The sequence below is a fragment of the Vogesella perlucida genome (assembly GCF_979366545.1).
Genome location: NZ_CEETRO010000001.1, coordinates 508,320 through 529,122, shown reverse-complemented (window position 1 = coordinate 529,122; position 20,803 = coordinate 508,320). Strand labels below are relative to the sequence as shown.

21 protein-coding genes are annotated in these 20,803 nt (G+C 61.8%); 8 read left to right on the top strand and 13 right to left on the bottom strand.

The features are described from left to right. Nucleotides 1–29: 29 nt before the first annotated feature. Nucleotides 30–650 (top strand): hypothetical protein, encoded by a 621-nt coding sequence (locus ACZ9XP_RS02530; protein WP_465187934.1) that lies wholly within the window; start codon nucleotides 30–32, stop codon nucleotides 648–650. A 17-nt stretch (nucleotides 651–667) separates the two neighbouring features. On the opposite strand, the gene ACZ9XP_RS02525 is transcribed toward ACZ9XP_RS02530, so the two are convergent. Continuing rightward, on the bottom strand, nucleotides 668–1,378 hold the full coding sequence (locus tag ACZ9XP_RS02525; RefSeq protein WP_465187933.1) for an alanyl-tRNA editing protein: 711 nt from the start codon (nucleotides 1,376–1,378) through the stop codon (nucleotides 668–670). 147 nt (nucleotides 1,379–1,525) lie between these two features. Between ACZ9XP_RS02525 and ACZ9XP_RS02520 the strand changes: the two genes are divergently transcribed. Further along, complete coding sequence (locus ACZ9XP_RS02520; protein ID WP_465187932.1) at nucleotides 1,526–2,200, top strand: pseudouridine synthase; 675 nt, start codon at nucleotides 1,526–1,528, stop codon at nucleotides 2,198–2,200. Here ACZ9XP_RS02520 and ACZ9XP_RS02515 read toward each other — a convergent pair. From ACZ9XP_RS02515 to xseA, 10 genes are all read right to left on the bottom strand, one after another. After that, nucleotides 2,197–2,688 (bottom strand): DUF456 domain-containing protein, encoded by a 492-nt coding sequence (locus ACZ9XP_RS02515; RefSeq protein ID WP_147684492.1) that lies wholly within the window; start codon nucleotides 2,686–2,688, stop codon nucleotides 2,197–2,199. The two genes, ACZ9XP_RS02520 and ACZ9XP_RS02515, sit on opposite strands and share 4 nt — an antisense overlap. Before the next feature lie 98 nt (nucleotides 2,689–2,786). Continuing rightward, complete coding sequence (gene ppk1, locus ACZ9XP_RS02510) at nucleotides 2,787–4,844, bottom strand: polyphosphate kinase 1 (protein WP_147684491.1); 2,058 nt, start codon at nucleotides 4,842–4,844, stop codon at nucleotides 2,787–2,789. 60 nt (nucleotides 4,845–4,904) lie between these two features. Continuing rightward, nucleotides 4,905–5,174: an oxidative damage protection protein gene (locus ACZ9XP_RS02505; protein WP_026107604.1), complete on the bottom strand. Its 270-nt coding sequence runs from the start codon at nucleotides 5,172–5,174 to the stop codon at nucleotides 4,905–4,907. Nucleotides 5,175–5,272: 98 nt separating this feature from the next. Further along, the gene (gene argA, locus ACZ9XP_RS02500) at nucleotides 5,273–6,586 is read right to left on the bottom strand and encodes an amino-acid N-acetyltransferase (protein ID WP_147684490.1); all 1,314 of its coding nucleotides are present in this window, start codon (nucleotides 6,584–6,586) and stop codon (nucleotides 5,273–5,275) included. Nucleotides 6,587–6,688: 102 nt separating this feature from the next. Further along, nucleotides 6,689–7,078 carry a hypothetical protein gene (locus tag ACZ9XP_RS02495; RefSeq protein WP_465187931.1) on the bottom strand — a complete coding sequence of 130 codons (390 nt, stop codon included), beginning with the start codon at nucleotides 7,076–7,078 and terminating at the stop codon, nucleotides 6,689–6,691. Between the two features lie 35 nt (nucleotides 7,079–7,113). Next, complete coding sequence (locus tag ACZ9XP_RS02490; RefSeq protein ID WP_465187930.1) at nucleotides 7,114–8,502, bottom strand: S41 family peptidase; 1,389 nt, start codon at nucleotides 8,500–8,502, stop codon at nucleotides 7,114–7,116. A 19-nt stretch (nucleotides 8,503–8,521) separates the two neighbouring features. Beyond that, nucleotides 8,522–9,823 (bottom strand): murein hydrolase activator EnvC family protein, encoded by a 1,302-nt coding sequence (locus tag ACZ9XP_RS02485; RefSeq protein ID WP_465187929.1) that lies wholly within the window; start codon nucleotides 9,821–9,823, stop codon nucleotides 8,522–8,524. Continuing rightward, nucleotides 9,820–11,346 (bottom strand): 2,3-bisphosphoglycerate-independent phosphoglycerate mutase, encoded by a 1,527-nt coding sequence (gene gpmI / locus ACZ9XP_RS02480; RefSeq protein WP_465187928.1) that lies wholly within the window; start codon nucleotides 11,344–11,346, stop codon nucleotides 9,820–9,822. The genes ACZ9XP_RS02485 and gpmI overlap by 4 nt, the downstream gene beginning before the upstream one ends. Before the next feature lie 153 nt (nucleotides 11,347–11,499). Continuing rightward, a complete protein-coding gene (locus tag ACZ9XP_RS02475) occupies nucleotides 11,500–11,949 on the bottom strand; it encodes a DUF4442 domain-containing protein (RefSeq protein WP_438698064.1) in 450 nt (149 codons plus the stop codon). 88 nt (nucleotides 11,950–12,037) lie between these two features. After that, entirely contained in the window at nucleotides 12,038–13,393 is a 1,356-nt protein-coding gene (gene xseA / locus ACZ9XP_RS02470; RefSeq protein ID WP_465187927.1) for an exodeoxyribonuclease VII large subunit, read from the bottom strand. Nucleotides 13,394–13,757: 364 nt separating this feature from the next. Between xseA and ACZ9XP_RS02465 the strand changes: the two genes are divergently transcribed. From ACZ9XP_RS02465 to adk, 6 genes are read left to right on the top strand one after another with little or no spacing between them, the layout of a single operon-like run. Beyond that, nucleotides 13,758–14,369 (top strand): MotA/TolQ/ExbB proton channel family protein, encoded by a 612-nt coding sequence (locus ACZ9XP_RS02465; protein WP_147684483.1) that lies wholly within the window; start codon nucleotides 13,758–13,760, stop codon nucleotides 14,367–14,369. Between the two features lie 8 nt (nucleotides 14,370–14,377). After that, nucleotides 14,378–14,797, top strand: a complete 420-nt coding sequence (locus tag ACZ9XP_RS02460; protein ID WP_147684482.1) for an ExbD/TolR family protein — start codon at nucleotides 14,378–14,380, stop codon at nucleotides 14,795–14,797. Nucleotides 14,798–14,835: 38 nt separating this feature from the next. Next, complete coding sequence (gene lpxK / locus ACZ9XP_RS02455) at nucleotides 14,836–15,810, top strand: tetraacyldisaccharide 4'-kinase (protein WP_465187926.1); 975 nt, start codon at nucleotides 14,836–14,838, stop codon at nucleotides 15,808–15,810. Continuing rightward, complete coding sequence (locus ACZ9XP_RS02450) at nucleotides 15,791–15,973, top strand: Trm112 family protein (RefSeq protein ID WP_147684480.1); 183 nt, start codon at nucleotides 15,791–15,793, stop codon at nucleotides 15,971–15,973. The genes lpxK and ACZ9XP_RS02450 overlap by 20 nt, the downstream gene beginning before the upstream one ends. Next, nucleotides 15,970–16,740: a 3-deoxy-manno-octulosonate cytidylyltransferase gene (gene kdsB / locus ACZ9XP_RS02445; protein WP_147684478.1), complete on the top strand. Its 771-nt coding sequence runs from the start codon at nucleotides 15,970–15,972 to the stop codon at nucleotides 16,738–16,740. The genes ACZ9XP_RS02450 and kdsB overlap by 4 nt, the downstream gene beginning before the upstream one ends. Before the next feature lie 28 nt (nucleotides 16,741–16,768). Further along, nucleotides 16,769–17,425 carry an adenylate kinase gene (gene adk / locus ACZ9XP_RS02440; protein ID WP_147684476.1) on the top strand — a complete coding sequence of 219 codons (657 nt, stop codon included), beginning with the start codon at nucleotides 16,769–16,771 and terminating at the stop codon, nucleotides 17,423–17,425. Between the two features lie 64 nt (nucleotides 17,426–17,489). On the opposite strand, the gene ACZ9XP_RS02435 is transcribed toward adk, so the two are convergent. Continuing rightward, entirely contained in the window at nucleotides 17,490–19,091 is a 1,602-nt protein-coding gene (locus ACZ9XP_RS02435; RefSeq protein ID WP_465187925.1) for a DUF3369 domain-containing protein, read from the bottom strand. Between the two features lie 9 nt (nucleotides 19,092–19,100). After that, nucleotides 19,101–20,630, bottom strand: coding sequence for a sensor histidine kinase (locus ACZ9XP_RS02430; protein ID WP_147684472.1), 1,530 nt, complete (start codon nucleotides 20,628–20,630; stop codon nucleotides 19,101–19,103). Nucleotides 20,631–20,803 lie beyond the last annotated feature (173 nt).

Genomic DNA, 20,803 nt, shown 5'->3' with positions numbered 1-20,803 from the left:
GCCTGGCTTGGCTTATCTGCCTGCCTGCCATGGCCGATACCATCCGTTTTTACCTACCCCCCATTCCCGCCATTTATGAGGAACGCGCAGGCCAGCCCGCGGGTTTGTACGTGGACTTGCTACAGCATATGGCCAGTCATGCCGGTATCAGCTTGCATTTTTATCTGGCGAGCCGCCCCAGAATCCTGCAGTCATTGCAGCGGCAGGATGACGCCTGCACCGCGGTGACGCTGGCGGCCAATGCGCCACCCCCTGCCAGCATGCAGTATGTTTACCCCATGGGGCAGACGCAGGCGGTGATGTTTACCCGTCCGGGCGACGTGCTGCCGCTGGCTGCGCTGGCCCAAGTACCGCAAGAGAGGCGCATGGTGTTTGGCGAAGGGGTGGCCAGTGTCTTGCAGCAGCGTGGCATGGCGGTGCCGCAGCGCAGCGAATCCCTGCAAGAGGCGGTAGCCATGCTGCAGGCACAGCGTGTGCGGGTGCTGTTTGCCACGCGTGCTGCCTTGTCGCGCTTGCCACCGGGTACGCTGGAGCCAGGCCCCGAGCTGGGGCCGCTGGTGTCGTGGTTTGCCTGCTCGGCACGCATGCCTGCCGCCATGACCACGCGGCTGGCCAGCGCCTGGGCCAAGGTGCCATTGCCGCGTTTCTAGGCCGCCCGCCCAGGCCCCTAGTCTGCCAGCGCTATTACGACGCGCTTGTTGCGCGCGCCTTTGCTTTCAATTTTCTTCACCACCACCTGGCCGATTTCACCGGTGTGGCGCACATGCGTGCCACCACAGGGCTGCAGGTCGACGCCTGCAATGGCAATCAGGCGGATTGCCGGCAAGTCCAGCGGCGGGGTCACCGACATGGTCTTGATCAGCTCCGGCTGCGCTCGCAGGGCTTCGCCGCTAGTCATCTGCACCGATACGGCATGGTTGGCCGCAATCAGCGCGTTAAGCTCGTGCTCGATGTGCGCGGCGTCCAGCACCATGCCTTCCAGTATATCGAAATCCAGCCGCCCGCTGTCTGCGGTGAGGTTCCCGCCGGTGACGCCCGCGCGCACCACGCAAGACAGCAAATGCAGGCAGCTGTGGATGCGCATGTGGCGGTAGCGTCTTGCCCAGTCCAGCTGCAGCATCACGACACTGCCTGCGGCCAACTGCGGGCTACCCGCGGCAGGCAGGTGCAGGATCTCGCGCGTGGTTTTGTCGCGCCGGGTATCGGTGATGGTCAGGGTGCTGCCATCGGCCAGGGTGAGTGTGGCCGTATCGCCAGGCTGACCACCGCCCAGCGGGTAGCACAGCGTATCGGCCAGCACGATGCCGCGCTCGTCATGGCTGATTACCGTGGTGTCGAGGGTGGTCTGGTAAGGATCCAGGTAGAAGCGTTCTGGCATGGCAGGCTCTCTTGTGTCTGTGGTTTATTTGTAAGATGTGTATAGCGTGAGGCCGTTTGTCATGTATTTCAATAGAAGATGCGGGTTTGCCGGGCTGGCTGGAAATGCCGGATAATCGGCGCCTTCATTCTTTTCCCTTGGCCGCCGATGAGCGCAGTACATACGCTGGACGACTATACGCCGCCGCCGGATACCGGGCTGCAGCTCTACTACCAGGACGACTACCTGCTGGTGGTAGACAAGCCGGCCGGCTTGCTATCGGTGCCGGGGCGTGGCGAGGCGCGGCAAGACTGCCTGAGCCTGCGCGTGCAGCAGCGTTTTCCCGACGCGCTGGTAGTACACCGGCTGGATATGGCGACCTCCGGCTTGTTGCTGATGGCGCGCGGCCTGGCCATGCAGCGCCAGCTATCGGCTGGTTTTGCCGGGCGGGATGTGCAGAAAACCTACCAGGCGCTGGTAGCGGGGCGGCTGCAGCCAGCCCAGGGCGATATCCAGCTGCCGCTGATGGCCGACTGGCTGCAGCGGCCACGGCAAAAAGTGGATCTGCAGGACGGCAAGCCCTCGCATACCGCCTATCAGCTATTGGCCTACGATGCTGCGGCGGATGTCAGCCGTGTGTCGCTTACCCCGCATACCGGCCGTACCCACCAGCTGCGCGTGCATATGCAAGCGCTGGGCCACCCCATGCTGGGCGATACGCTGTACGCGCCGCCAGCCGTGCAGCAGGCGGCGCCACGGCTGTGCCTGCATGCTTGCGCGCTGCAACTGCGCCACCCGCACAGCGGCGCGCTGCTGCAGCTGCACAGCCCGGTGCCGTTCTAGAACACCAGTGCGCCCAGAAACACGGCCAGCATGGCAAAGGCGCAGGCGATCTTGATCACGGTGCCGGCCAGAAAGCCGATAAAGGTGGCGATGCCCACCTTGCCTGCTTGTTGCAAGGTGCGGCGGGCTTTCAGCTCGCCGATAACCGCGCCAATGATGGGGCCGATGATGGCCCCCACCAGCCCCAGAAACATGCCCACCAGCCCGCCGATAAACGCACCGATCAATGCCTGGCGGCTGGCGCCGCTTTTTTGTGCCCCCAGAAAGCCGGCCAGGTTTTCCATCACCATACCCAGTACCGCCAGCACGCCGATGATGATCAAGGCGGTGCTGCCCACGCTGGCAAAGTCCCCTAGCCAGGCCGCCAGCAGCATGCCGCCGCCCAGCAGCGCCAGGCCGGGTAGCGCCGGGTAAATGGTGCCGGCCAGCCCGGCCAGTATCATGATGATGGCCAGCGCGTAGCCGGCCCAGCTCCAGTCGATAGTCATCTTTGGTGTTCCTGCTTTGTCTGGTGTCGAGTTACTAAGTAAAACGGCGCCGCCGGAAGTTCCGGGGGCGCCGTGTGCGGCCAACCTTCAGCAGGCGTTTAGCCGGTGTATTCCTGCAGCAGGATATCCTGCGCGCAGCGGCCTTTGCCGCGGGCAACGCGGCGGCGGTAGCTGCCATCCTGCTGCATTTCCCAGGCGTTGGTGTTGTCTTCCAGATAGACCTTCAGGCCTTCGCGGATCACGCGGCGCTTGAGCTTGGCGTCCAGAATCGGCACGCAGGTCTCGATACGGCGGAAGAAGTTGCGGCCCATCCAGTCGGCGCTGGAAATGAACAGGTTTTCTGCTTTGTCGTTGTAGAAGTAGAACACGCGGGTGTGCTCCAGGAAGCGGCCAACGATGGAGCGCACCGAGATGTTTTCGGACAAGCCCTCTACGCCAGGGCGCAGTGCGCAAACGCCACGCACGATCAGGGTGATTTTTACCCCGGCCTGGCTGGCGCGGTACAGGGCACGGATCACCTGTGGCTCCAGCAGGGCGTTCATCTTGGCAATGATCTGCGCCGGTTTGCCGGCCTGGGCGTGTTCGATTTCGCGGTCGATGGCGCTGGTGATCATGTTGTGCAGGGTAAACGGCGACTGGTACAGGTGCTTTAGCTCGCCGGCGCGGCCCAGGCCGGTAATCTGCACGAACAGGTCGTTCACGTCGGTGGCGATTTCCTCGTTGCAGGTCATCAGGCCAAAGTCGGTGTACAGGCGGGCGGTGCGCGGGTGGTAGTTACCGGTACCCAGGTGCACGTAGCGGCGCAGCTGGCCTTCCTCGCGGCGCACGACCAGTAGCATCTTGGCGTGGATCTTGTAGCCGAATACGCCGTACACCACGTGGGCACCGGCGTCTTCCAGGCGTGTGGCCCAGCTGATGTTGGCTTCTTCGTCAAAGCGGGCCATCAGCTCTACCACCACGGTGACCTGCTTGCCGGCGCGCGCGGCGGCAATCAGCGATTCCATCAGTACCGAGTCGGTGCCGGTACGGTATACCGTCATCTTGATCGCCACGACAGACGGGTCGCTGGCGGCCTGGGTAAGCAGGTCGATCACCGGCTGGAAAGTCTGGAACGGGTGATGCAGCAGGATGTCACCCTTGCGGATGGCGTCGAACAGCGGGGTTTTCTTTTCCAGGATATCCGGTAGCGAGGCCTGGAACGGGGCGAACTTGGTTTCCGGGCGGTCGACAAAGTCGGGCACCTGCATCAGGCGCACCAGGTTCACCGGGCCATCTACGCGGAACACATCGTGCTTTTGCAGGGCAAAGGTGTTCAGCAGGAATTCTTCCATGTGTGCCGGGCAGGTATCGGCAATTTCCAGGCGCACGGCATCGCCGTACTGGCGCTGGCGCAGCTCGCCCTGCAGCGCGGTACGCAGGTTTTTCACGTCGTCATCGTCTACCGACAGGTCGCTGTCACGTGTGACGCGGAACTGGTAGCAGCCTTTTACCAGCATGCCCGGGAACAGTTCCTGGACATGGGAGTGCAGGATGGACGACAGGAACACAAAGGTATCGGCACCGTCTGCGGCCAACTCTGCCGGCAGCTTGATGACACGCGGCAGGATACGCGGGGCTTGTACGATGGCAATGCCGGATTCGCGGCCAAAGGCGTCGGCGCCTTCCAGCTCCACGATAAAGTTCAGGCTCTTGTTGAGCAGGCGAGGGAAGGGGTGTGACGGGTCCAGGCCGATAGGGGTGAGGATGGGCATCAGCTCGCGGAAAAAATAGTCGCTGATCCACGCTTTTTGCGCCGCGTCCCACTCGTTACGGCGCAGGAAAATGATGTTGTCGGCGCGCAGCGCAGGGAAGATTTCCTCGCGCAGCAGGCGGTATTGTTCGCGCACCAGCTCGTGCGCCGCGGCCGACACCTTGGCCAGTGCTTCGGCGGGGGTGCTGCCGTCGGCCAGAATGCGGTCCGGGGTGTTTTGTGCTGCATCTTTCAGCCAGGCCACGCGCACTTCGTAGAACTCGTCCATATTGGACGAGACGATGCACAGGTACTTCAACCGCTCCAGAATCGGCAGGTATTCTTCTTCAGCCTGCGCCATGACGCGGCGGTTGAATTCGAGCAAACCCAGCTCGCGGTTTAGCAGATTGTCGTGTGGCATGGACATGATTAATGCTTCTTTGATAAAGGGTGAGGCAAAAAAAGCCCTCGTCAGAGGGCTGTCCTGTTACGGCTGCGGGGTAAAGCCGGCAACCTGGTCGGCACCCTGGCCGTAGAAATAGGCTTCCAGCTGGGCAGCCAGATACTGGCGGGCGCGCGCATCAGCCAGGCTCAGGCGGTTTTCATTGATCAGCATGGTCTGGTAACGCAGCCAGCCTTGCCACGCTTCTTTGGAAACGTCGGCGAAAACGCGCTGACCCAGGGCGCCGGGCAGCGGTGGGAAGTCCATACCTTCGGCTTCGCGGCCGAGCTTAACGCAGTTAACCATTCTTGCCATGATGCATTCCTTGCAATAGTTGAGACACGATAGCCAGTAATTGTGTCACAGAGATGACGGGTAACCAACCGTGCGCGCAGTGTGGATGCTGCGCCAGATCAAGCCGTCAGCGGCTTGATCAGCACTTTCGAGCGGCGGTTGTGGTTGTACAGCTCGCGCCGCACGGCGGGCAGGTCGTCTACCGTTGCCGGCTGGAAGCCGCGTTCGGCAAACCAGTGCGCCGTCTGGGTGGTGAGGATGAACACTTTTTTCAGGCCGCACAGCCGGGCTTGCTCTTCGACATACTTCAGCAGGCGGTCGCCAAAACCGGCATTGCGGCGCTCTTGGCTGATGGCCAGGCAGGCTAGCTCGGCCATGCCGTCTTCGTGGAACGGCAGCATGGCCACGCAGCCGTAAATACGCTCGTCGTGCTCCAGTACCGCGTACTGGCGTATCTGCATTTCCAGGTGCTCGCGGCTGCGCTTGATCAGAATGCCTTGCTCCTGCAGCGGGCGAATCAGCGCCAGGATATCGCCCACATCCTCGATGCTGGCCTCGCGTACTTTGACCAGCGAGTCGCGGGCAATCATGGTGCCGGTACCAAAATCCGTGAACAGCTCCACCAGCAGCGCGCCGTCTTCGTTGTGGCTGACCAGGTGCGAACGTACCACACCTTCACGGGTCGCGCGGATGGCGAAGGGCAGGCTGACGCGTACTTCTTCGCTATCGATACCGCGCTGGAAAATCGCCTCGGCCTGCTCGGCCGCGATGGCGCTGTGCAGCACGCCGTCGGCATCCACCAGACCATCGCTCTGTACCATGAAAATCAGCTTTTCGGCTTTCAGCTCGATAGCCGTCTGGCAGGCCACTTCTTCCATGGTCATGTTGAAGGCTTCGCCGGTGGGCGAGTAGCCGATCAGCGACATCAGTACCAGCTCGCCCAGGTCCAGCCGCTTGTTGATGGCGGCGGTGTCGATCTTGCGTACGCGGCCGCTGAACTGCATGTCTACGCCATCGATCACACCCAGTGGCTGGGCGGTGACAAAGTTGCCACCGGCTACGCGCAGGCAGGCACCGTGCATGGGGGAATTGGGCATGCCCATGGACATGAAGGCTTCCAGGTCGTGGCGCAGGCCGCCTACCGCCGACTTTACCGCTTCCATGGTGAGGGCATCGGTGACTCGGCGGCCATGGTGAAACTGGCGCGGGGTGCCACGCAGGCGCAGCTGTTCTTCGATCTGCGGGCGGGCACCATGCACCAGCACAATGCGTACCCCCAGGCTTACCAGCAGGTTGATGTCTTGCGCCAGGCCGTACAGGTTACCGCGTGCCAGGCATTCGCCATTGATGGCAATAACAAAAGTCTTGCCGCGAAAATTGTTGATGTAAGGTGCAGCTTCACGGAAAGCCAGCACAAAATCGGGATGCAGCATGCACAGCTCCAACAGCAGAGGCCGGAAAAACGCAAGATTAGCAGGAATGCCGGCAGGCTGATATGGCGGCCGTGTTACACGCTGCCAAGGTTGGCCGCAGGGCTATTTTTCCAGCCGCAGCTCCTCGGGGGTGTCATCTCGGTCGCCGTGCGGGTGTTGCTGGTAGATGTGCGAAAAAGCCTCGCGCCCTTTGGTGGCGTGGGCTGGGCAGTGCAGGTTGTCCAGCTGTACTTGCTCGCAGTAGCAAGCGAGCTGGCACTGCAGGCGGTGGATGGGGTGACGGGCTAGCGTGATGCCGGCTTGTTCCAGAAAATGAACCATCTGCAGCAGCGAGTGCTGCGGCAGCGTGTACAGCAGGGTGAGCTGGCCATCCTTCGACGATGCCCGGGTGCGGATGCCGAAGGTGTCGGCCAACAGGGCCGCGGCGCGGTGGCTATGCGCCGGGTTGGCCAGCCGCAGGGTACGGCATTTGAAATGGTCGCTGGTATGCATGGCGTACCCTCGCTAGGGCACGCCATGCATGCCCGTTAGTTACCCGCTTTTTTCAGCAGGATTTGCTGTACTTTCAATACATTCAAGGCTTGATTGAGCTGGGTGTCAACCGGTTTGCTATCGTCGTCTCCCGCTTTGGCTGCCGGTTTGGCCGCCGGCGTGGCGGGCTTGCTGGCAGCGGGTTTGGCGGCCGGGGCGGTGTCTTCACCTGCCGGGTTGCTCAGGTGTTTTTCCAGGTCGGCTTCGCGGATGCGCAGGCCGCTGGCTTCGCTGCCATCTTCTGCAATGATGTCCGGCGTAATGCCTTTGGCCTGAATGGAGCGGCCGCTTGGCGTGAAGTAACGTGCCGTGGTGAGCTTGATACCGCCCTCATTGGACAGGGGCAGTACCGATTGCACCGAACCTTTGCCAAAGGTCTGCGTGCCCACGATCAGCGCGCGCTTGTGGTCTTGCAGCGCGCCCGCCACGATTTCGGAGGCCGACGCCGAGCCGCCGTTCACCAGTACCACCAGCGGCACGGTCTTCAGCTCGGCCGGGGCTTTGGCGTAGTAGTCGGCCGCATTGCCGCGCATGTAGTATTTGCTGTTGGCGTACAGGCGCATTTGTGCATCGGCGACGCGGCCTTCGGTGTAGACCACCAGCGCGTCTTTGGGCAGGAAGGCGGTGGAGACGCCGACCGCACCGTTCAGCAGACCGCCCGGGTCGTCACGCAGGTCCAGCACAATACCCTTGAGCGGCGTCTTGTTTTCCTTGTACAGGTTGCTCAGTGCCTGGGCGAAGTTCTCTACCGTGTGCTCCTGGAACTGCGCCACCCGCACATAGCCAAAGCCAGGCTCCAGCAGGCGTGATTTCACGCTCTTGGTCTGGATCACGGCACGGGTCAGGGTGAACACCAGTGGTTTGGATTCGGTTTTGCGGGCGATGGTGAGCGTTACTTTGGTGCCCGGCTTGCCGCGCATGCGTTTTACCGCATCGTTCAGCGACAGGCCACGTACCGGGGTGTCGTCGATCTTGACGATCAGGTCACCGCTCTTGATACCGGCTTTCTGTGCCGGTGTGTCTTCGATTGGGGCGACAACTTTTACCAGGCCGTCTTCGGCACCGATCTCGATACCCAGGCCGCCAAACTCGCCCTGCGTGCCTTCGCGGAATTCCTTGAAGGCCTGCGGATCAAAGTAGTCGGAGTGCGGGTCCAGGCCAGACAGCATGCCCTTGATGGCTTCGTTGATCAGTTTCTTGTCTTCTACCGGCTCAACGTAGTCCTGCTTGATGCGGCCGAAAACTTCGACGAAGGTGCGCATTTCGTTCAGCGGCAGCACACTGTCGCTTTTGTCGGCAAAAGCTTGCACGCTGAGGGTGAGCGCGCCGCCCAGCAGTGCACCGGTGGTGAGCAGGGCAATCTTGCGTGTACGTAGTGTGGTCATGTCCAGTGTCTCGCCTGGCCTAGCGGGCCCAGGATTGTGGATTGATGGGTCTGCCCAGATAGCGCAGCTCGAAGTAAAGGCCGGTTTCGCCGCTTTCCATCGTGCCGCTGGTACCCAGTACGTCACCCGCCTTCACGCCGGCGCCGTTACCACGGGCCATGGCTGAGAAGCCGGTATACACGGTGAGGTAGTTACCACCGTGGTCGATAATCATGGCGTTGCCAAAACCGCGCAGCCAGTCAGCATAGACTACCGTGCCATCGGCAACAACACGTACCGGGGTGCCCGGTGCGGTGCGGATATACAGGCCTTTCCAGCTATTGCCTTCGCCGCGTGCAGCGCCAAAGCGGCCAGCGATCTCGCCCGATACCGGCAGCTTCATGCGCCCTTGCAGGCTCTTGAAGGCGCGGCCGGATGCGCTGCCGTCTACCACCTCATCTACCCGCTCCACGGCGGGCTGTTTGGGCTCTGGCGGGGGTTTTTTGCCTTGCTTCTTAGCCTCGGCTACCTGCTGGCGGCGTTTTTCTGCGGCCAACCTGGCTGCTTCTTCGCGAGCCTTCTTGGCGGCGGCAGCTTTCTTGATGGCTTCCTGGCGGCGGCGTTCGATTTCGGCATTAATGCGCGCAATCAGCACCGTCAGTTGTTTTTCGTCTTCTTTCAGCTGTTGCAGGCGGGTTTGCTGGGCGCGAATACTGGCGTCCAGCTGGCTGACCTGCGCCTGGCGCTGGTTTTTGGCGGCTTCGATACGGCGCTTTTGCTGCACCTTTTCTGCCGACATGCGCCCCAGGCGTACTAGCTCGTCTTCCAGGCGCTCGGTAATGGCCTGCAGCTGAATTTCTTGGTCGCGCAGCCTGGCGATGAGTTCCTGCTGCGCGCGGGAAATATGGGTGTAGTAGGTGAGGTCGCGGCTGGCCTGGTTCGGGTCGCCCTGGTTCAGCATCAGGTTCATGGCGTCGTGCTGGCCACGTTTGTAGGTGCTGGCCAGCAGCTTGCCTACACGCTGACGCGTTTCGGCCACCTTCATGCGGATGCCCAAGAGCTCGGTCTGGTACTGCTCCAGCTGGCTGCTGGAGTTGCCCTGCTTTTGCTCCAGTGCATTCAGGGCCTCGTGGGTGGCTTCCAGGGCTTCTTCGGACTGGGCGATGGCACTGGCGGTTTGCTGGCGCGCTGCTTCTTTCTGCGCAATGTCTTGCTGCAGGGTGGTAATGGCTTTGCGCACGCTTTGCAGATCCTGCTGCGGGGCAGCAGGATCCAGCGGCTTGCTGGCAGGGGCCGCATGAACGGCCCCTGCCAGCAGGGTCAGGCACAACAGTTTTTTCACTGGAACGCAATCAGCGACTGGCCGGTCATCTCGGCCGGTTGGTCAAGGCCCATCATGGCCAGCAGCGATGGGGCAATATCACGCAGCGCGCCGCCATCCTTGATGGTGGCGGGGCGGCCAACGTACAGGAACGGCACTTTTTGCAGGGTATGCTGGGTGTGCGGCTGGTGGTTGGCGTTATCGAACATCTGCTCGCAGTTGCCGTGGTCGGCGGTGATCAGCACTTCGCCACCGGCTGCCAGCATGGCGTCCACGCAGCGTTGCACGCAGCTATCCAGCGCCTCGACCGCTTTCACGGCGGCGGCAAACACGCCGGAGTGGCCGACCATGTCGCCGTTGGCGTAGTTGCAGATGATGGCCGCGTACTGGCCGCTTTCGATGGCGGCCACGATCTTGTCGGTGACTTCCGGTGCGTTCATTTCCGGCTGCAGGTCGTAGGTAGCCACTTTGGGCGACGGCACCAGGATGCGGTCTTCGCCAGGGTATACCTGCTCTTCGCCACCGTTGAAGAAGTAGGTCACGTGCGGGTATTTCTCGGTTTCGGCAATGCGCAGCTGTTTCAGCCCCAGGCCGGCCAGGTATTCGCCCAGGCCGTTGCTGATTTTTTGCGGTGCGTAGGCTACCGGGTGTTTGTACGCTTCGCCGTAGCTGGTCAGGCTGGCGTACAGCGCAAACTTGGGCTGGCGTACGGCAAAGCCGTCGAAGGCCGGGTCGGTCAGCGCGCTGGTGAGCTGGCGGGCGCGGTCGGCGCGGAAGTTCATGAATACGGCGACGTCGCCGTCCAGCATCTTCAGCGGCTCGCCGATAACGGTAGGCTTCACGAACTCGTCGTTTTCGTCACGGGCGTAGGCGTCAGCCAGGGCTTGCAGGGCGGTGTCGGCGTGGAATTCGCCTTCGCCTTCTACGACGGCGCGGTAGGCACCAGCCATGCGTTCCCAGCGCTTGTCGCGGTCCATGGCCCAGTAGCGGCCGGTGACGCTGGCTACACGGGCGTGCGGGCAGCTTGCCAGCACGTCCTGCAGGCGCTGCAGGTAGATCTCGGCGCTGCGTGGCGGGGTGTCGCGGCCATCCAGGAAGGCGTGGATGGCGATGCGGCCAACCCCGGCGGCTTCGGCGGCGCGGATCAGCGCGAAGATATGGTTTTCGTGGCTGTGTACGCCGCCATCGGACTGCAGGCCCATCAGGTGCAGGGTGCTGTTATTGGCTTTGGCGGTGGCGATGGCTTGTGCCAGTACCGGGTTGCTGGCAAAGGTGCCGGCTTCGATGTCGCAATCGATGCGGCTGATGTCCTGCTGCACGATGCGGCCCGCACCGATATTGAGGTGGCCGACTTCCGAGTTGCCGAACTGGCCGCCGGGCAGGCCGACATTGTGCTCGGAGGCATCGATGGTGCCGTAGGGGTAACGCGATTTCAGCGCGTCCCAGTGCGGGGTGTTGGCCGCCAGAATGGCGTTGTCGTCGCCTTCCAGGCGATGGCCGAAGCCGTCAAGAATCAGCAGTAGAACGGGCGTTACCTTGCTCATATGTCTTCCGTGCGGGCAAATATCGGGTGGTGCATGCAGGCCAGGCTGCATACCGGTCTGACAAAGATAGTATTGTATCGCGCCTTGCCTGTCAGTGCCGAGCCGCACGGCTGTTGGTAGCCGCCACATTACACGGTGCGGCGGCGGGCGGGTTTAGCGGTTCTTTTTGCGCCGTATATAGAGTGTCTTGTGGACCTTGGCGACCAGCTCGCCTTGGCTGTCCACCACGTCTACCTCCAGCTCGGGCAGGTACTTTTCGCCGCTGGCGGTGGCGCTGCGGACTTCGTCCAGCCAGCTGTCGTGTATCTGGAACCGGGCGGTCACGACGCCCTTGCCAGGCTTGACGTAGTCCACGCGGCCGGCTTTATCCCACACGATGTAGTCATTGCCCAGGTTTTTCAGCGTCATCAGCATGAAAAACGGGTCGGTCATGGCGTACAGGCTGCCGCCAAAGTGCACGCCCACATAATTGCGGTTGGTCAGGCCCAGGCGCAGGCGGACGTCTACCTGTTTCCAGTCTGGCGCAATGCGCGCCACCTTGATGCCGGCACCCCAGAACGGGGGCCACAAGTTGAATACGGTTTTGGCGAGGCGATGGTTCATGGTGTGTGTTGTGAAACAGCTGTTTGAATCATGCCATCGTCGGTAATTTACCGCGGGGCGTCAAGCACCTGGCCACCGTGCCGGTGCTTTAGAAGGGCAGCTCGCTTTGCGTGCCGTGCAGGGGTTCGATGCGCGCACCGGTGACACCTTCGGCCAGGTGAATCTGTACATGTTCGCCAAACTGCAGCTCGCCTGGCGAGCGCACCACCTGGCCGGCGGCGTTTTGCACGATGGCGTAGCCGCGTGCCAGCACGGCCTCCGGGTTCATGGCCAGCAGGGTGGCTTCCAGCCGGCCCAGTGCCAGCGTGCTATGTGCCAAGCGCTGGTGGATAGTGGCCTGCAGTGCCTGCGCCTGGTGCTGTAGCCCGGCTTGCTGGCGGCGGATATCGGGCCGCTGCCGTTGCAGGCGGTGTTGCAGGCTGCTGATGCGCCAGTTGCGTTGCTGCAGGCCCTGCTGCAGGCTGCGTTGCAGGCGGGCTTCCAGCTGTTGCAGGCTGGCTTGCTGGCGGCGCAGCTTGTCGCCGGGGTGTTGCAGGCGGCGTGCCAGGTAGTCCAGGCGCTGGGTTTTATCGGTCAGCAGGCGGCCCAGGGCACGCGCCAGGTGGCGGCGTGTCAGGTCTAGCTGCTGCTGCATGGCATCGCGGCTGGGCGAGACCATTTCGGCAGCGGCAGTCGGGGTGGGCGCGCGGCGGTCGGCCACGAAGTCGGCAATGGTAAAGTCGGTTTCATGCCCCACACCGCTGACCACGGGCAGGGTGCTGGCGGCGATGGCACGGGCTACCGGCTCTTCATTGAACGCCCACAGGTCTTCGATACTGCCGCCGCCACGGCACACGATCAGCACGTCTACCTCGTTGCGGCGGTTGGCCGCAGCGATGGCGGCGGCAATCTGCTGCGCGGCGGTCTGGCCTTGTACCTGGCAGGGGTAGAGGATGACTTCGATGGATGGCATGCGCCGGCGCAGCGTCGTTACCACGTCGCGCAGCGCGGCGGCGGCAGGGGAGGTGACAATCCCCACGCGGCGCGGGTTGGCCGGGATGGTTTGCTTGCGCTGATTGTCGAACAATCCTTCTTTTTCCAGCTGCGCTTTCAGGCGCTCGTAAGCCTCGTACAGCCGGCCCAAGCCCGCCGAGCGCATGCTGTCGACGTTGATCTGGTAGTCGCCCCTTGCTTCGTACAAGGTCACTGTGCCGCGCAGCTCTACCTGCATGCCTTCTTGCAGGCGAAAACCCAATGCGGCCAACTTGTTACGGAACATGACGCAGCGCACCTGCGCCCCGGCATCTTTCAGCGAAAAATAGCCATGGCCGGAGGCGGCCAGGGTCAGGTTAGAAATTTCGCCGCCTATCCACATGGGCGGCAAGCCGCTTTCCAGCAGGTCACGGGCCATACGGTTGAGCGAGCTGACGCTGATGACGTCGTTTTGTGATGCGCCGAAAAACATGCTTGTCAAGTCATCCACAGAGGGGGGTAAAACAAAAACAGGCTGATTGCTTATGCATGCAGCGTGCAGTGGGGTAAATTGAAAAAATCAAAAATCTTTAAAAACAATGACTTAGTTGTGCCGTGTAATTTGTGTGCAATGTGGCGGCAGGCTTGTTTTTACAAGGGGATAGACACTTGCTCCGACTTCATCCACAGAGTTATCCACAGCTTTTGTGGATGCTTGGTAAAAGCCTAGAAAAAATCGACACTTAGCGCCATAACTTGGGACAATGTCTCACCTGCGGTGGTGATGCAATCGTGTTGCGCCCCTGCCGCCTACCCGATAAAGTTTAACGCTTGCTCAATCAAGGGAGAATCCCCTCGTGCTGTCTATCATTGAAGCCGCTGGCTGGCCGATCTGGACCATCATTATCGCTTCCGTTATCTCCCTCACCATTACTATCGAGCGCTTTTACAGCCTGCGTGCCGCGCTGGTGGTGCCCAAAGGGCTGCTGGCGCAAACCCTGCAGCAGCTGCGCCGTGGCGGTGCCAGCCGCGATATGGCTGCCGAGCTGCGCGGGCATTCCCCGCTCGGGCGCCTGCTGGCTGCCGGCTTGCGCCAGGTCAGTGCATCGCGCGAGGTGATGAAAGAGGCCATCGAGGACGAAGGCCGCATTGTGGCACATGAGCTGGAGCGCTACCTCACTACGCTGGGCACCATTGCCGCCATGTCGCCGCTGCTGGGTTTGCTGGGTACCGTGATCGGCATGATCGAGATTTTCGGTTCGCAATCGCCCACTGGCACCGACCCGCGGGTGCTGGCGCATGGTATTTCTGTTGCTTTGTACAACACCGCATTCGGTTTGGTGGTGGCGATCCCCAGTATGATTTTCTATCGCCACTTCCGCGCCCGTGTGGATGATTTTCTGGTGGAAATGGAAGCCCAGGCGGTGCGCCTGGTCGAAGCCATTCACGGCGACCGCCACGGCGACTAGGAGCAGGCATGAACTTTCGACGTCGCGGCCAGCGTGAAGAGCCGGAAATCAACTTTATCCCGCTGATCGACCTGCTGCTGGTGATCCTGATTTTCCTGATGGTGACCACCACCTACTCGCGCTTTTCCGAGCTGCAAGTCAGCCTGCCGCAGGCCGAGGGCAAGGCCGAGGAGAAGAAAAGCGCCGAGCTGCGGGTAGAGGTAAGCCGGGCAGGGGACTATCTGGTCAATGGCAGCCGCCCGGCAGACAAGTCGGTGGCGGCGCTGAGCACGCTGTTGAAAACACTCGCTAGCGGCAAGCAGAACCCGGTGGTGATTATCAGCGCCGATGCCCAGGCCACGCACCAGTCGGTGGTGTCGGTCATGGAGGCGGCGCGTTTTGCCGGCCTGTCGCAGCTGACCTTTGCTACCCAGTCGGTGACGCCGTGAACCGGCTGGAACAGCATTGGTACCGCCCTGTCTGGTGGATGACAGCCCTTCTGGCCCTGCCCGAAGGGCTGTTTGCCCTGTTGGCCGCCCTGCGCCGGCTGCTCTATCGTAGCGGCCTGAAAACCGTGACCACCTTGCCGGTGCCGGTAGTGATTATCGGTAATATCAATGTCGGTGGCGTGGGCAAGACACCACTGACCGAAACCCTGCTGCGCGACTTTGCTGCGCTGGGGGTCAAGGCGGGGGTCATCAGCCGCGGTTACGGTGGCAGCCATACCGCCGCCACGCTGGTGTCGGCCCACACGCCCGCCAGCCTGGTGGGGGACGAACCCTTGCTGCTGGCCGCCACCGGCTCACCTGTGGCGGTAGGGCGCGACCGTATCGCGGCCGCACGCCTGCTGCTGCAGCATTATCCGGACCTGGACTTGATCCTGAGCGACGATGGCTTGCAGCACTATGCCTTGGGCCGGTCGCTGGAAATCGTGGTGCTGGACGGCGAGCGCGGGCTGGGTAACGGTCACCTGTTGCCGGCCGGCCCCTTGCGCGAAGCGCCCTCGCGCCTGCGCAGTGTGGACGCGCTGGTAGTCAATGGCGGTCAGGCAGGCGCGTTGGCTTTGCCTGCGGGCGTGACCGTGTTCCGCCAGACGCTGGCGCCTGGTGCGTTCTACCGTGCGGCCAACCCTGCCGACACCCGCCAGGCGCAGGACTTTGCCGCTGAGCGCGTGGTGGCACTGGCCGGTATCGGCAACCCGCAGCGCTTCTTTGACACCCTGCAGCGCCAGGGCGTGACCTTGCAGCGCAGCATCGCCCTGCCAGACCACCACCCGCTAGCCGCAGCCGACCTGCCGCAAGACGCAGACGCCGTGATTGTGACCGCCAAGGACGCGGTCAAGTTGCAGTGCGTCAATCATGCTAGACTATGGATTCTGCCCGTGGCCGCGCGGCTGGAGCCCGATCTGGCCCCGTGGATACTGTCCCGACTGAAAGAAACAAATGGACGCAAAATTTCTTGAGATTCTGGTTTGCCCGCTGTGCAAAGGCCCGCTGCATCTGGACAAAGCCAAGCAGGAGCTGATCTGCAAAGGCGATCGCCTGGCTTACCCTATCCGTGACGGCATCCCCATGATGCTGGAAAGCGAAGCCCGCGAGCTGGCACCCGAGGAAGAAGTGCAATGAGCGGTTTCCTGGTGGTGATTCCCGCGCGGCTGTCGTCCAGCCGCCTGCCGGAAAAACCGCTGGCCGATATCGGCGGCAAACCGATGGTGGTGCGTGTGGCCGAGCGTGCCGCGCAGTCGGCCGCCAGCCGCGTGATCGTGGCGACCGACCACCCGCGCATTGTGGACGCCTGCCGCGCACACGGCGTGGAGGTGGTGCTGACCCGTGCCGACCACCCTAGCGGTACCGACCGCCTGGCCGAAGTAGCCAGCCTGCTGGCGCTGCCAGACAATGCCGTCGTGGTCAACGTGCAGGGCGACGAGCCGTTGATTGACCCGGCGCTGATTGATGCCCTGGCCGCACAAATGCAGGATGGCGTGCTGCCCATGGCCACGCTGGCGCACGCCATCCACAGTGCAGAAGACATGTTCAACCCGAACGTGGTGAAGGTCGTGGTGAACAAGCAGGGGCGGGCGTTGTACTTCAGCCGCGCCGCCATTCCGTTTGCCCGCGACGCCTTCGCAGCCGACCGCAGCACCCTGCCGGCCGGCTTGCCGGTGTACCGCCACATCGGCATGTACGCCTACCGTGCCAGCCTGCTGCATACCTACAGCCAGCTGGCCCCTGCGCCGCTGGAGCAGTTCGAGGCGCTGGAGCAGCTACGCATGCTGTGGCACGGTTTTGATATTGCGGTTGAATGTGTGGCCGACGCGCCGCCAGCCGGCGTGGATACGCCGGAAGACCTGGCCCGCGTGCGAGCCATCGTTGCGGCCAACCTTTCCGAATAACACAACAAGTGAATGATGGGAGTAAACGATGAAGTTGATTCTGTTGGGCGCTCCGGGCGCTGGTAAAGGCACCCAGGCAAACTACATCAAGGAAAAGTTTGGTATTCCGCAAATCTCCACCGGTGACATGCTGCGCGCAGCCGTCAAGGCCGGCACCCCGCTGGGTGTGGAAGCGAAACAGATCATGGATGCAGGCGGTCTGGTACGTGACGACATCATCATCGGTCTGGTGAAGGAGCGTATTGCCGAGGCGGATTGCGCAAACGGTTTCCTGTTTGACGGTTTTCCGCGCACCATCCCGCAAGCCGAAGCGATGAAAGAAGCCGGTGTGGATATCGACTACGTAGTCGAAATCGACGTGCCGGACGAAAACATCATCGACCGCATGTCCGGCCGCCGCGTACACGTGGCTTCCGGCCGTACCTACCACGTGAAATACAACCCGCCAAAAGCGGAAGGCGTGGACGACGAAACCGGCGAGCCGCTGGTACAGCGTGACGATGACAAGGCAGAGACCGTGAAAAAACGCCTGGACGTTTATCACGAGCAAACCGAAGTGCTGGTAGGTTTCTACTCGCAAATGGCTGCCTCCGGCGATGCCAAGGCACCGAAGTACGTGAAGATCGATGGTACCCAGGCTGTCGAGTCGGTACGCGATACCGTACTGGCCGCACTGGGCGCCTGATCCAGCGCGTGTTGCCACGAAAAAGGCGGGGTTATCCCCGCCTTTTTTCTTGCCTGTCATCCGGCTAGTGGCCTTCCAGCGGCCCCAGTAATGGCGCGGGCAGGCGCCTTTCATTGACCAGCTGTAGCAGGGCGTTGACCACATGCGGGTCAAACTGCGTGTTGGCGCGGCCGGCAATGTAGTCCAGTACTTCCTGCAGCGGCCAGGGTTCCTTGTACGGGCGCTTGTGCAGCAGCGCATCAAACACATCCACCACCGCCACAATGCGGGCCGACAGCGGTATCGCCTGCCCCTGTAACTGGTGCGGGTAGCCGCTACCGTCAAAATACTCGTGGTGCCCGCCGGCAATATCGGCGCCCATGGACAGGTAGCTCACGCCCTCTACCATGGTGCTGGCCTTGCGCAGGATATTGGCACCGATGGTGGCGTGCTGCTCCATGATGCGGCGCTCTTCCGGGTCCAGCCGGCCCGGCTTGAACAGGATATGGTCGGGGGTGCCGACCTTGCCCACATCGTGCAGGATACTGGCCATGCCTATCATGTCCATGAAGCGGGGTGTGAGGTCGTCTTCGTATACCCCCATGCGTTGCAGCTCGGTGGCAATGGCATCGCTTAGCAGCTGCACGCGCAGTACGTGCTCGCCGGTATCGGTATCGCGGAACTCGGCCAGGTCGGCCAGCGCCACCACGGTTGCCTCTTGCGAGCTGATCAGCTGCGAATACAGATACAGGTTGTCGTAAGCCGATGAGATGCGCTGGCAGTACACCTCCAGCAGGCTGCGCTCTACGTCCTCCAGCGGCCACGGCGGCGAAAAGTGCACCACGAACTCACGGCCGTTCTGCGACGAGATGTACAGGATATCCAGCGGGTGGCGGTACACATTGCTCTTGCTGCCCAGGGCTTCCTGTATAGCGGTGTGCAGCTCGGGAAACTGCTGGGCGATGGCACTATCGTTTTTATTCAGCAGGGATTCGAATGCGCCGGTTGCCGCCAGCACTTCCAGCTCAGGCCTGCCGGTGCTGTGGGTGTTTTCCATGCACAGCACGCCATCGGTACCGACGTCCAGAATGGCGCTGATCTGCTTGAGTACGCCGGAGGCAAACTCCTTGAGCGAGCGCAGCCGGTACAGGTCGCTGGCTCCCTCCAGGATCTTGGACAGGCCTTGGCGGTTTTTCTCGATAGCCACCAGGTTTTCGTAGGCGCGCAGCGAGGCAATCACGGTGGTAAACAGCTTTTGTACCGTCAGCTCGGTTTTGGTTTTGTAGTCGTTGATATCGTAGTTCAGGATCACTTCCTGCTCGGGCGCCTGGCCGGGTTGGCCGGTACGCAGCACGATACGCGATACAGTATTGCCAAGCTCGTGGCGGATGCGCTCTACCAGGCGCAGGCCCGCATCGTCGGTTTCCATCACCACGTCCAGCAAGATCAGCGCAATATCCTGATGCTGTTGCAGGATGCGGTAGCCTTCCGCCGCGCTGTAGGCGCTCAGCAGGGCCAGCGGGCGGTCTTTGTAGCGCAGGTCCTTGATGGCCAGCCTGGTGGCACTGTGGACGTCTTTTTCATCATCGATGATCAGCACATTCCAGGGGCGGCGCTGCGGCGTGTCCGGTAGCGGGGTGTCCTGGTCGTCCAGCAGCCAGTCGTTGTTGTCGGTGAGCTCGCTCATACTGGTTCCTTACGCTTGTTGTTCTGGTGCCACGCAGGGCAGGGTCAATGTAAAGCGGGTCCCCTCACCCACCGTGCTGTCCACATTGATATTGCCCCCCAGGCGTTTGAAGACGATGTTGAAAACAATGTGCAAACCTAGGCCGCTGCCGCCATTGCCACGTTTGGTGGTGAAAAACGGTTCAAAGATACGCTCCAGGTTTTCTTTTGGTATGCCCTTGCCATCGTCGCTAACGACCAGCCGCAGTTTTTGCCGCGACAGTGCATCGGCCTTGATCAGGATGGTGCCTTCCTGTTCTTCATCATAGGCATGCAGCAGGGCATTCATCACCAAGTTTGTTACCACCTGTGACAGGGCGCCGGGGAAGCTATCCATTTCCAGCCCTGCCGGGCAGTCGATTTCCACCTGGGTGTGCGTGCGCCGCAGTTTGGGCCGCAGGCTGGTAATCACCTCGTGCAGGTACTCGTTCAGGTCAAACGTACGGCGTGCCTCGCTGGTCTGGTCGACGGCTACCTGTTTGAAGCTATGGATCAGGTTGGCCGCACGTTCGGCATTGCTCAGTATCAGCGCGGACGATTCTTCGGCCGTCAGCAGGTAGTCCTGCAGATCGCTTTTCTTGATTTGCCCGCTGGAAAACTGGCTGACGACTTGTTGCGTGGACAGCGACAGGTGCGATGCGGCGGTCAGGGTAATGCCCACCGGGGTGTTGATTTCATGCGCTACCCCAGCCACCAGCCCGCCCAGCGAGGCCAGCTTTTCCGTGCGGATCAGTGTGTCCTGGGTGTCCAGCAGCTGCTGGTATGCACCTTCTGCACGCTCTTTTTCTTCCAGTGCGCACGATTCGGCATCGCGGCGGCGTACCAGTTCTTTGCTGACTTTCTGGGTGATGGCGTTCACCCCGTGTGCCAGCTCGGAGAACTCGGAAAACCGCGCCTCGGGCAGCTGGGTGCTTTCATTGCTTTCCAGCTGTGATGCCCGCAGCAGGGCAGCGTGCAGTTCTTTGATGGGCGAGAACACATAGCTGCGTAGCAGCAGCACCAGAATGATGGACAGGCTCACGGCGACCAGTAATGCCTGCATGCCCTGGCGTAATACTTCGTTTTCCAGCCGGTTATTGATGCGCGCACGCGAGAGGTAAACGGTGATGGCACCCAGGTTGTCGCGCTGCTGGTACAGCACCGGCAGTACCAGCGTTTCGTCACTCTTGATCTGCTCGTCTTTTTTCAGGTTCACCACACGGCCATCCGGCAGGTTCTGGCGGCCAAGGTACAAGCCGGCATCGCCTTCTACCCGCATGCCGACCACGGCGGCGGATTCCAGCTCCGCGTCCAGTGTCAGGCGAATGAACTCGTCGTCCAGCTGCCACACCCCGTGCGGCAACGACAGGGCCAGCCGCTGCTTCAGGCCGTCTTTCAGTGCCTGGTAGTCCTGCTCTTCCTGCGCCTGCGTACTGCGATAGGAGGCCAGCCCGGTCGCACCCAGCACCAGCAGCAGGGCGAACAGGATCCAGATCAGCAGTCTTGCCTTGATGCTATGCATGGCAGCGTTCCATTCATCGGGTGTCTATTTCATATTACGTCACGCTTTTATAGCTTTTATGCAGAATCGCGCGAGTCAGGGCAAGTGTTGTGGCGGACGTGTCCAAAATGCTGCAATGGCAACGCGGCCAACATGGTATTGAAATTGCCGCAAGCAGCCTTATCTAGCGTGTA

Bases quoted from the DNA above. Each gene is read 5' to 3' on its own strand.
- ACZ9XP_RS02530 (WP_465187934.1), top strand. From the start codon at position 30: ATGGCCGATACCATCCGTTTTTACCTACCCCCCATTCCCGCCATTTAT.
- ACZ9XP_RS02525 (WP_465187933.1), bottom strand. From the start codon at position 1,378: ATGCCAGAACGCTTCTACCTGGATCCTTACCAGACCACCCTCGACACC.
- ACZ9XP_RS02520 (WP_465187932.1), top strand. From the start codon at position 1,526: ATGAGCGCAGTACATACGCTGGACGACTATACGCCGCCGCCGGATACC.
- ACZ9XP_RS02515 (WP_147684492.1), bottom strand. From the start codon at position 2,688: ATGACTATCGACTGGAGCTGGGCCGGCTACGCGCTGGCCATCATCATG.
- ppk1 (WP_147684491.1), bottom strand. From the start codon at position 4,844: ATGTCCATGCCACACGACAATCTGCTAAACCGCGAGCTGGGTTTGCTC.
- ACZ9XP_RS02505 (WP_026107604.1), bottom strand. From the start codon at position 5,174: ATGGCAAGAATGGTTAACTGCGTTAAGCTCGGCCGCGAAGCCGAAGGT.
- argA (WP_147684490.1), bottom strand. From the start codon at position 6,586: ATGCTGCATCCCGATTTTGTGCTGGCTTTCCGTGAAGCTGCACCTTAC.
- ACZ9XP_RS02495 (WP_465187931.1), bottom strand. From the start codon at position 7,078: ATGCATACCAGCGACCATTTCAAATGCCGTACCCTGCGGCTGGCCAAC.
- ACZ9XP_RS02490 (WP_465187930.1), bottom strand. From the start codon at position 8,502: ATGACCACACTACGTACACGCAAGATTGCCCTGCTCACCACCGGTGCA.
- gpmI (WP_465187928.1), bottom strand. From the start codon at position 11,346: ATGAGCAAGGTAACGCCCGTTCTACTGCTGATTCTTGACGGCTTCGGC.
- ACZ9XP_RS02475 (WP_438698064.1), bottom strand. From the start codon at position 11,949: ATGAACCATCGCCTCGCCAAAACCGTATTCAACTTGTGGCCCCCGTTC.
- xseA (WP_465187927.1), bottom strand. From the start codon at position 13,393: ATGTTTTTCGGCGCATCACAAAACGACGTCATCAGCGTCAGCTCGCTC.
- ACZ9XP_RS02460 (WP_147684482.1), top strand. From the start codon at position 14,378: ATGAACTTTCGACGTCGCGGCCAGCGTGAAGAGCCGGAAATCAACTTT.
- lpxK (WP_465187926.1), top strand. From the start codon at position 14,836: ATGACAGCCCTTCTGGCCCTGCCCGAAGGGCTGTTTGCCCTGTTGGCC.
- ACZ9XP_RS02450 (WP_147684480.1), top strand. From the start codon at position 15,791: ATGGACGCAAAATTTCTTGAGATTCTGGTTTGCCCGCTGTGCAAAGGC.
- kdsB (WP_147684478.1), top strand. From the start codon at position 15,970: ATGAGCGGTTTCCTGGTGGTGATTCCCGCGCGGCTGTCGTCCAGCCGC.
- adk (WP_147684476.1), top strand. From the start codon at position 16,769: ATGAAGTTGATTCTGTTGGGCGCTCCGGGCGCTGGTAAAGGCACCCAG.
- ACZ9XP_RS02435 (WP_465187925.1), bottom strand. From the start codon at position 19,091: ATGAGCGAGCTCACCGACAACAACGACTGGCTGCTGGACGACCAGGAC.
- ACZ9XP_RS02430 (WP_147684472.1), bottom strand. From the start codon at position 20,630: ATGCATAGCATCAAGGCAAGACTGCTGATCTGGATCCTGTTCGCCCTG.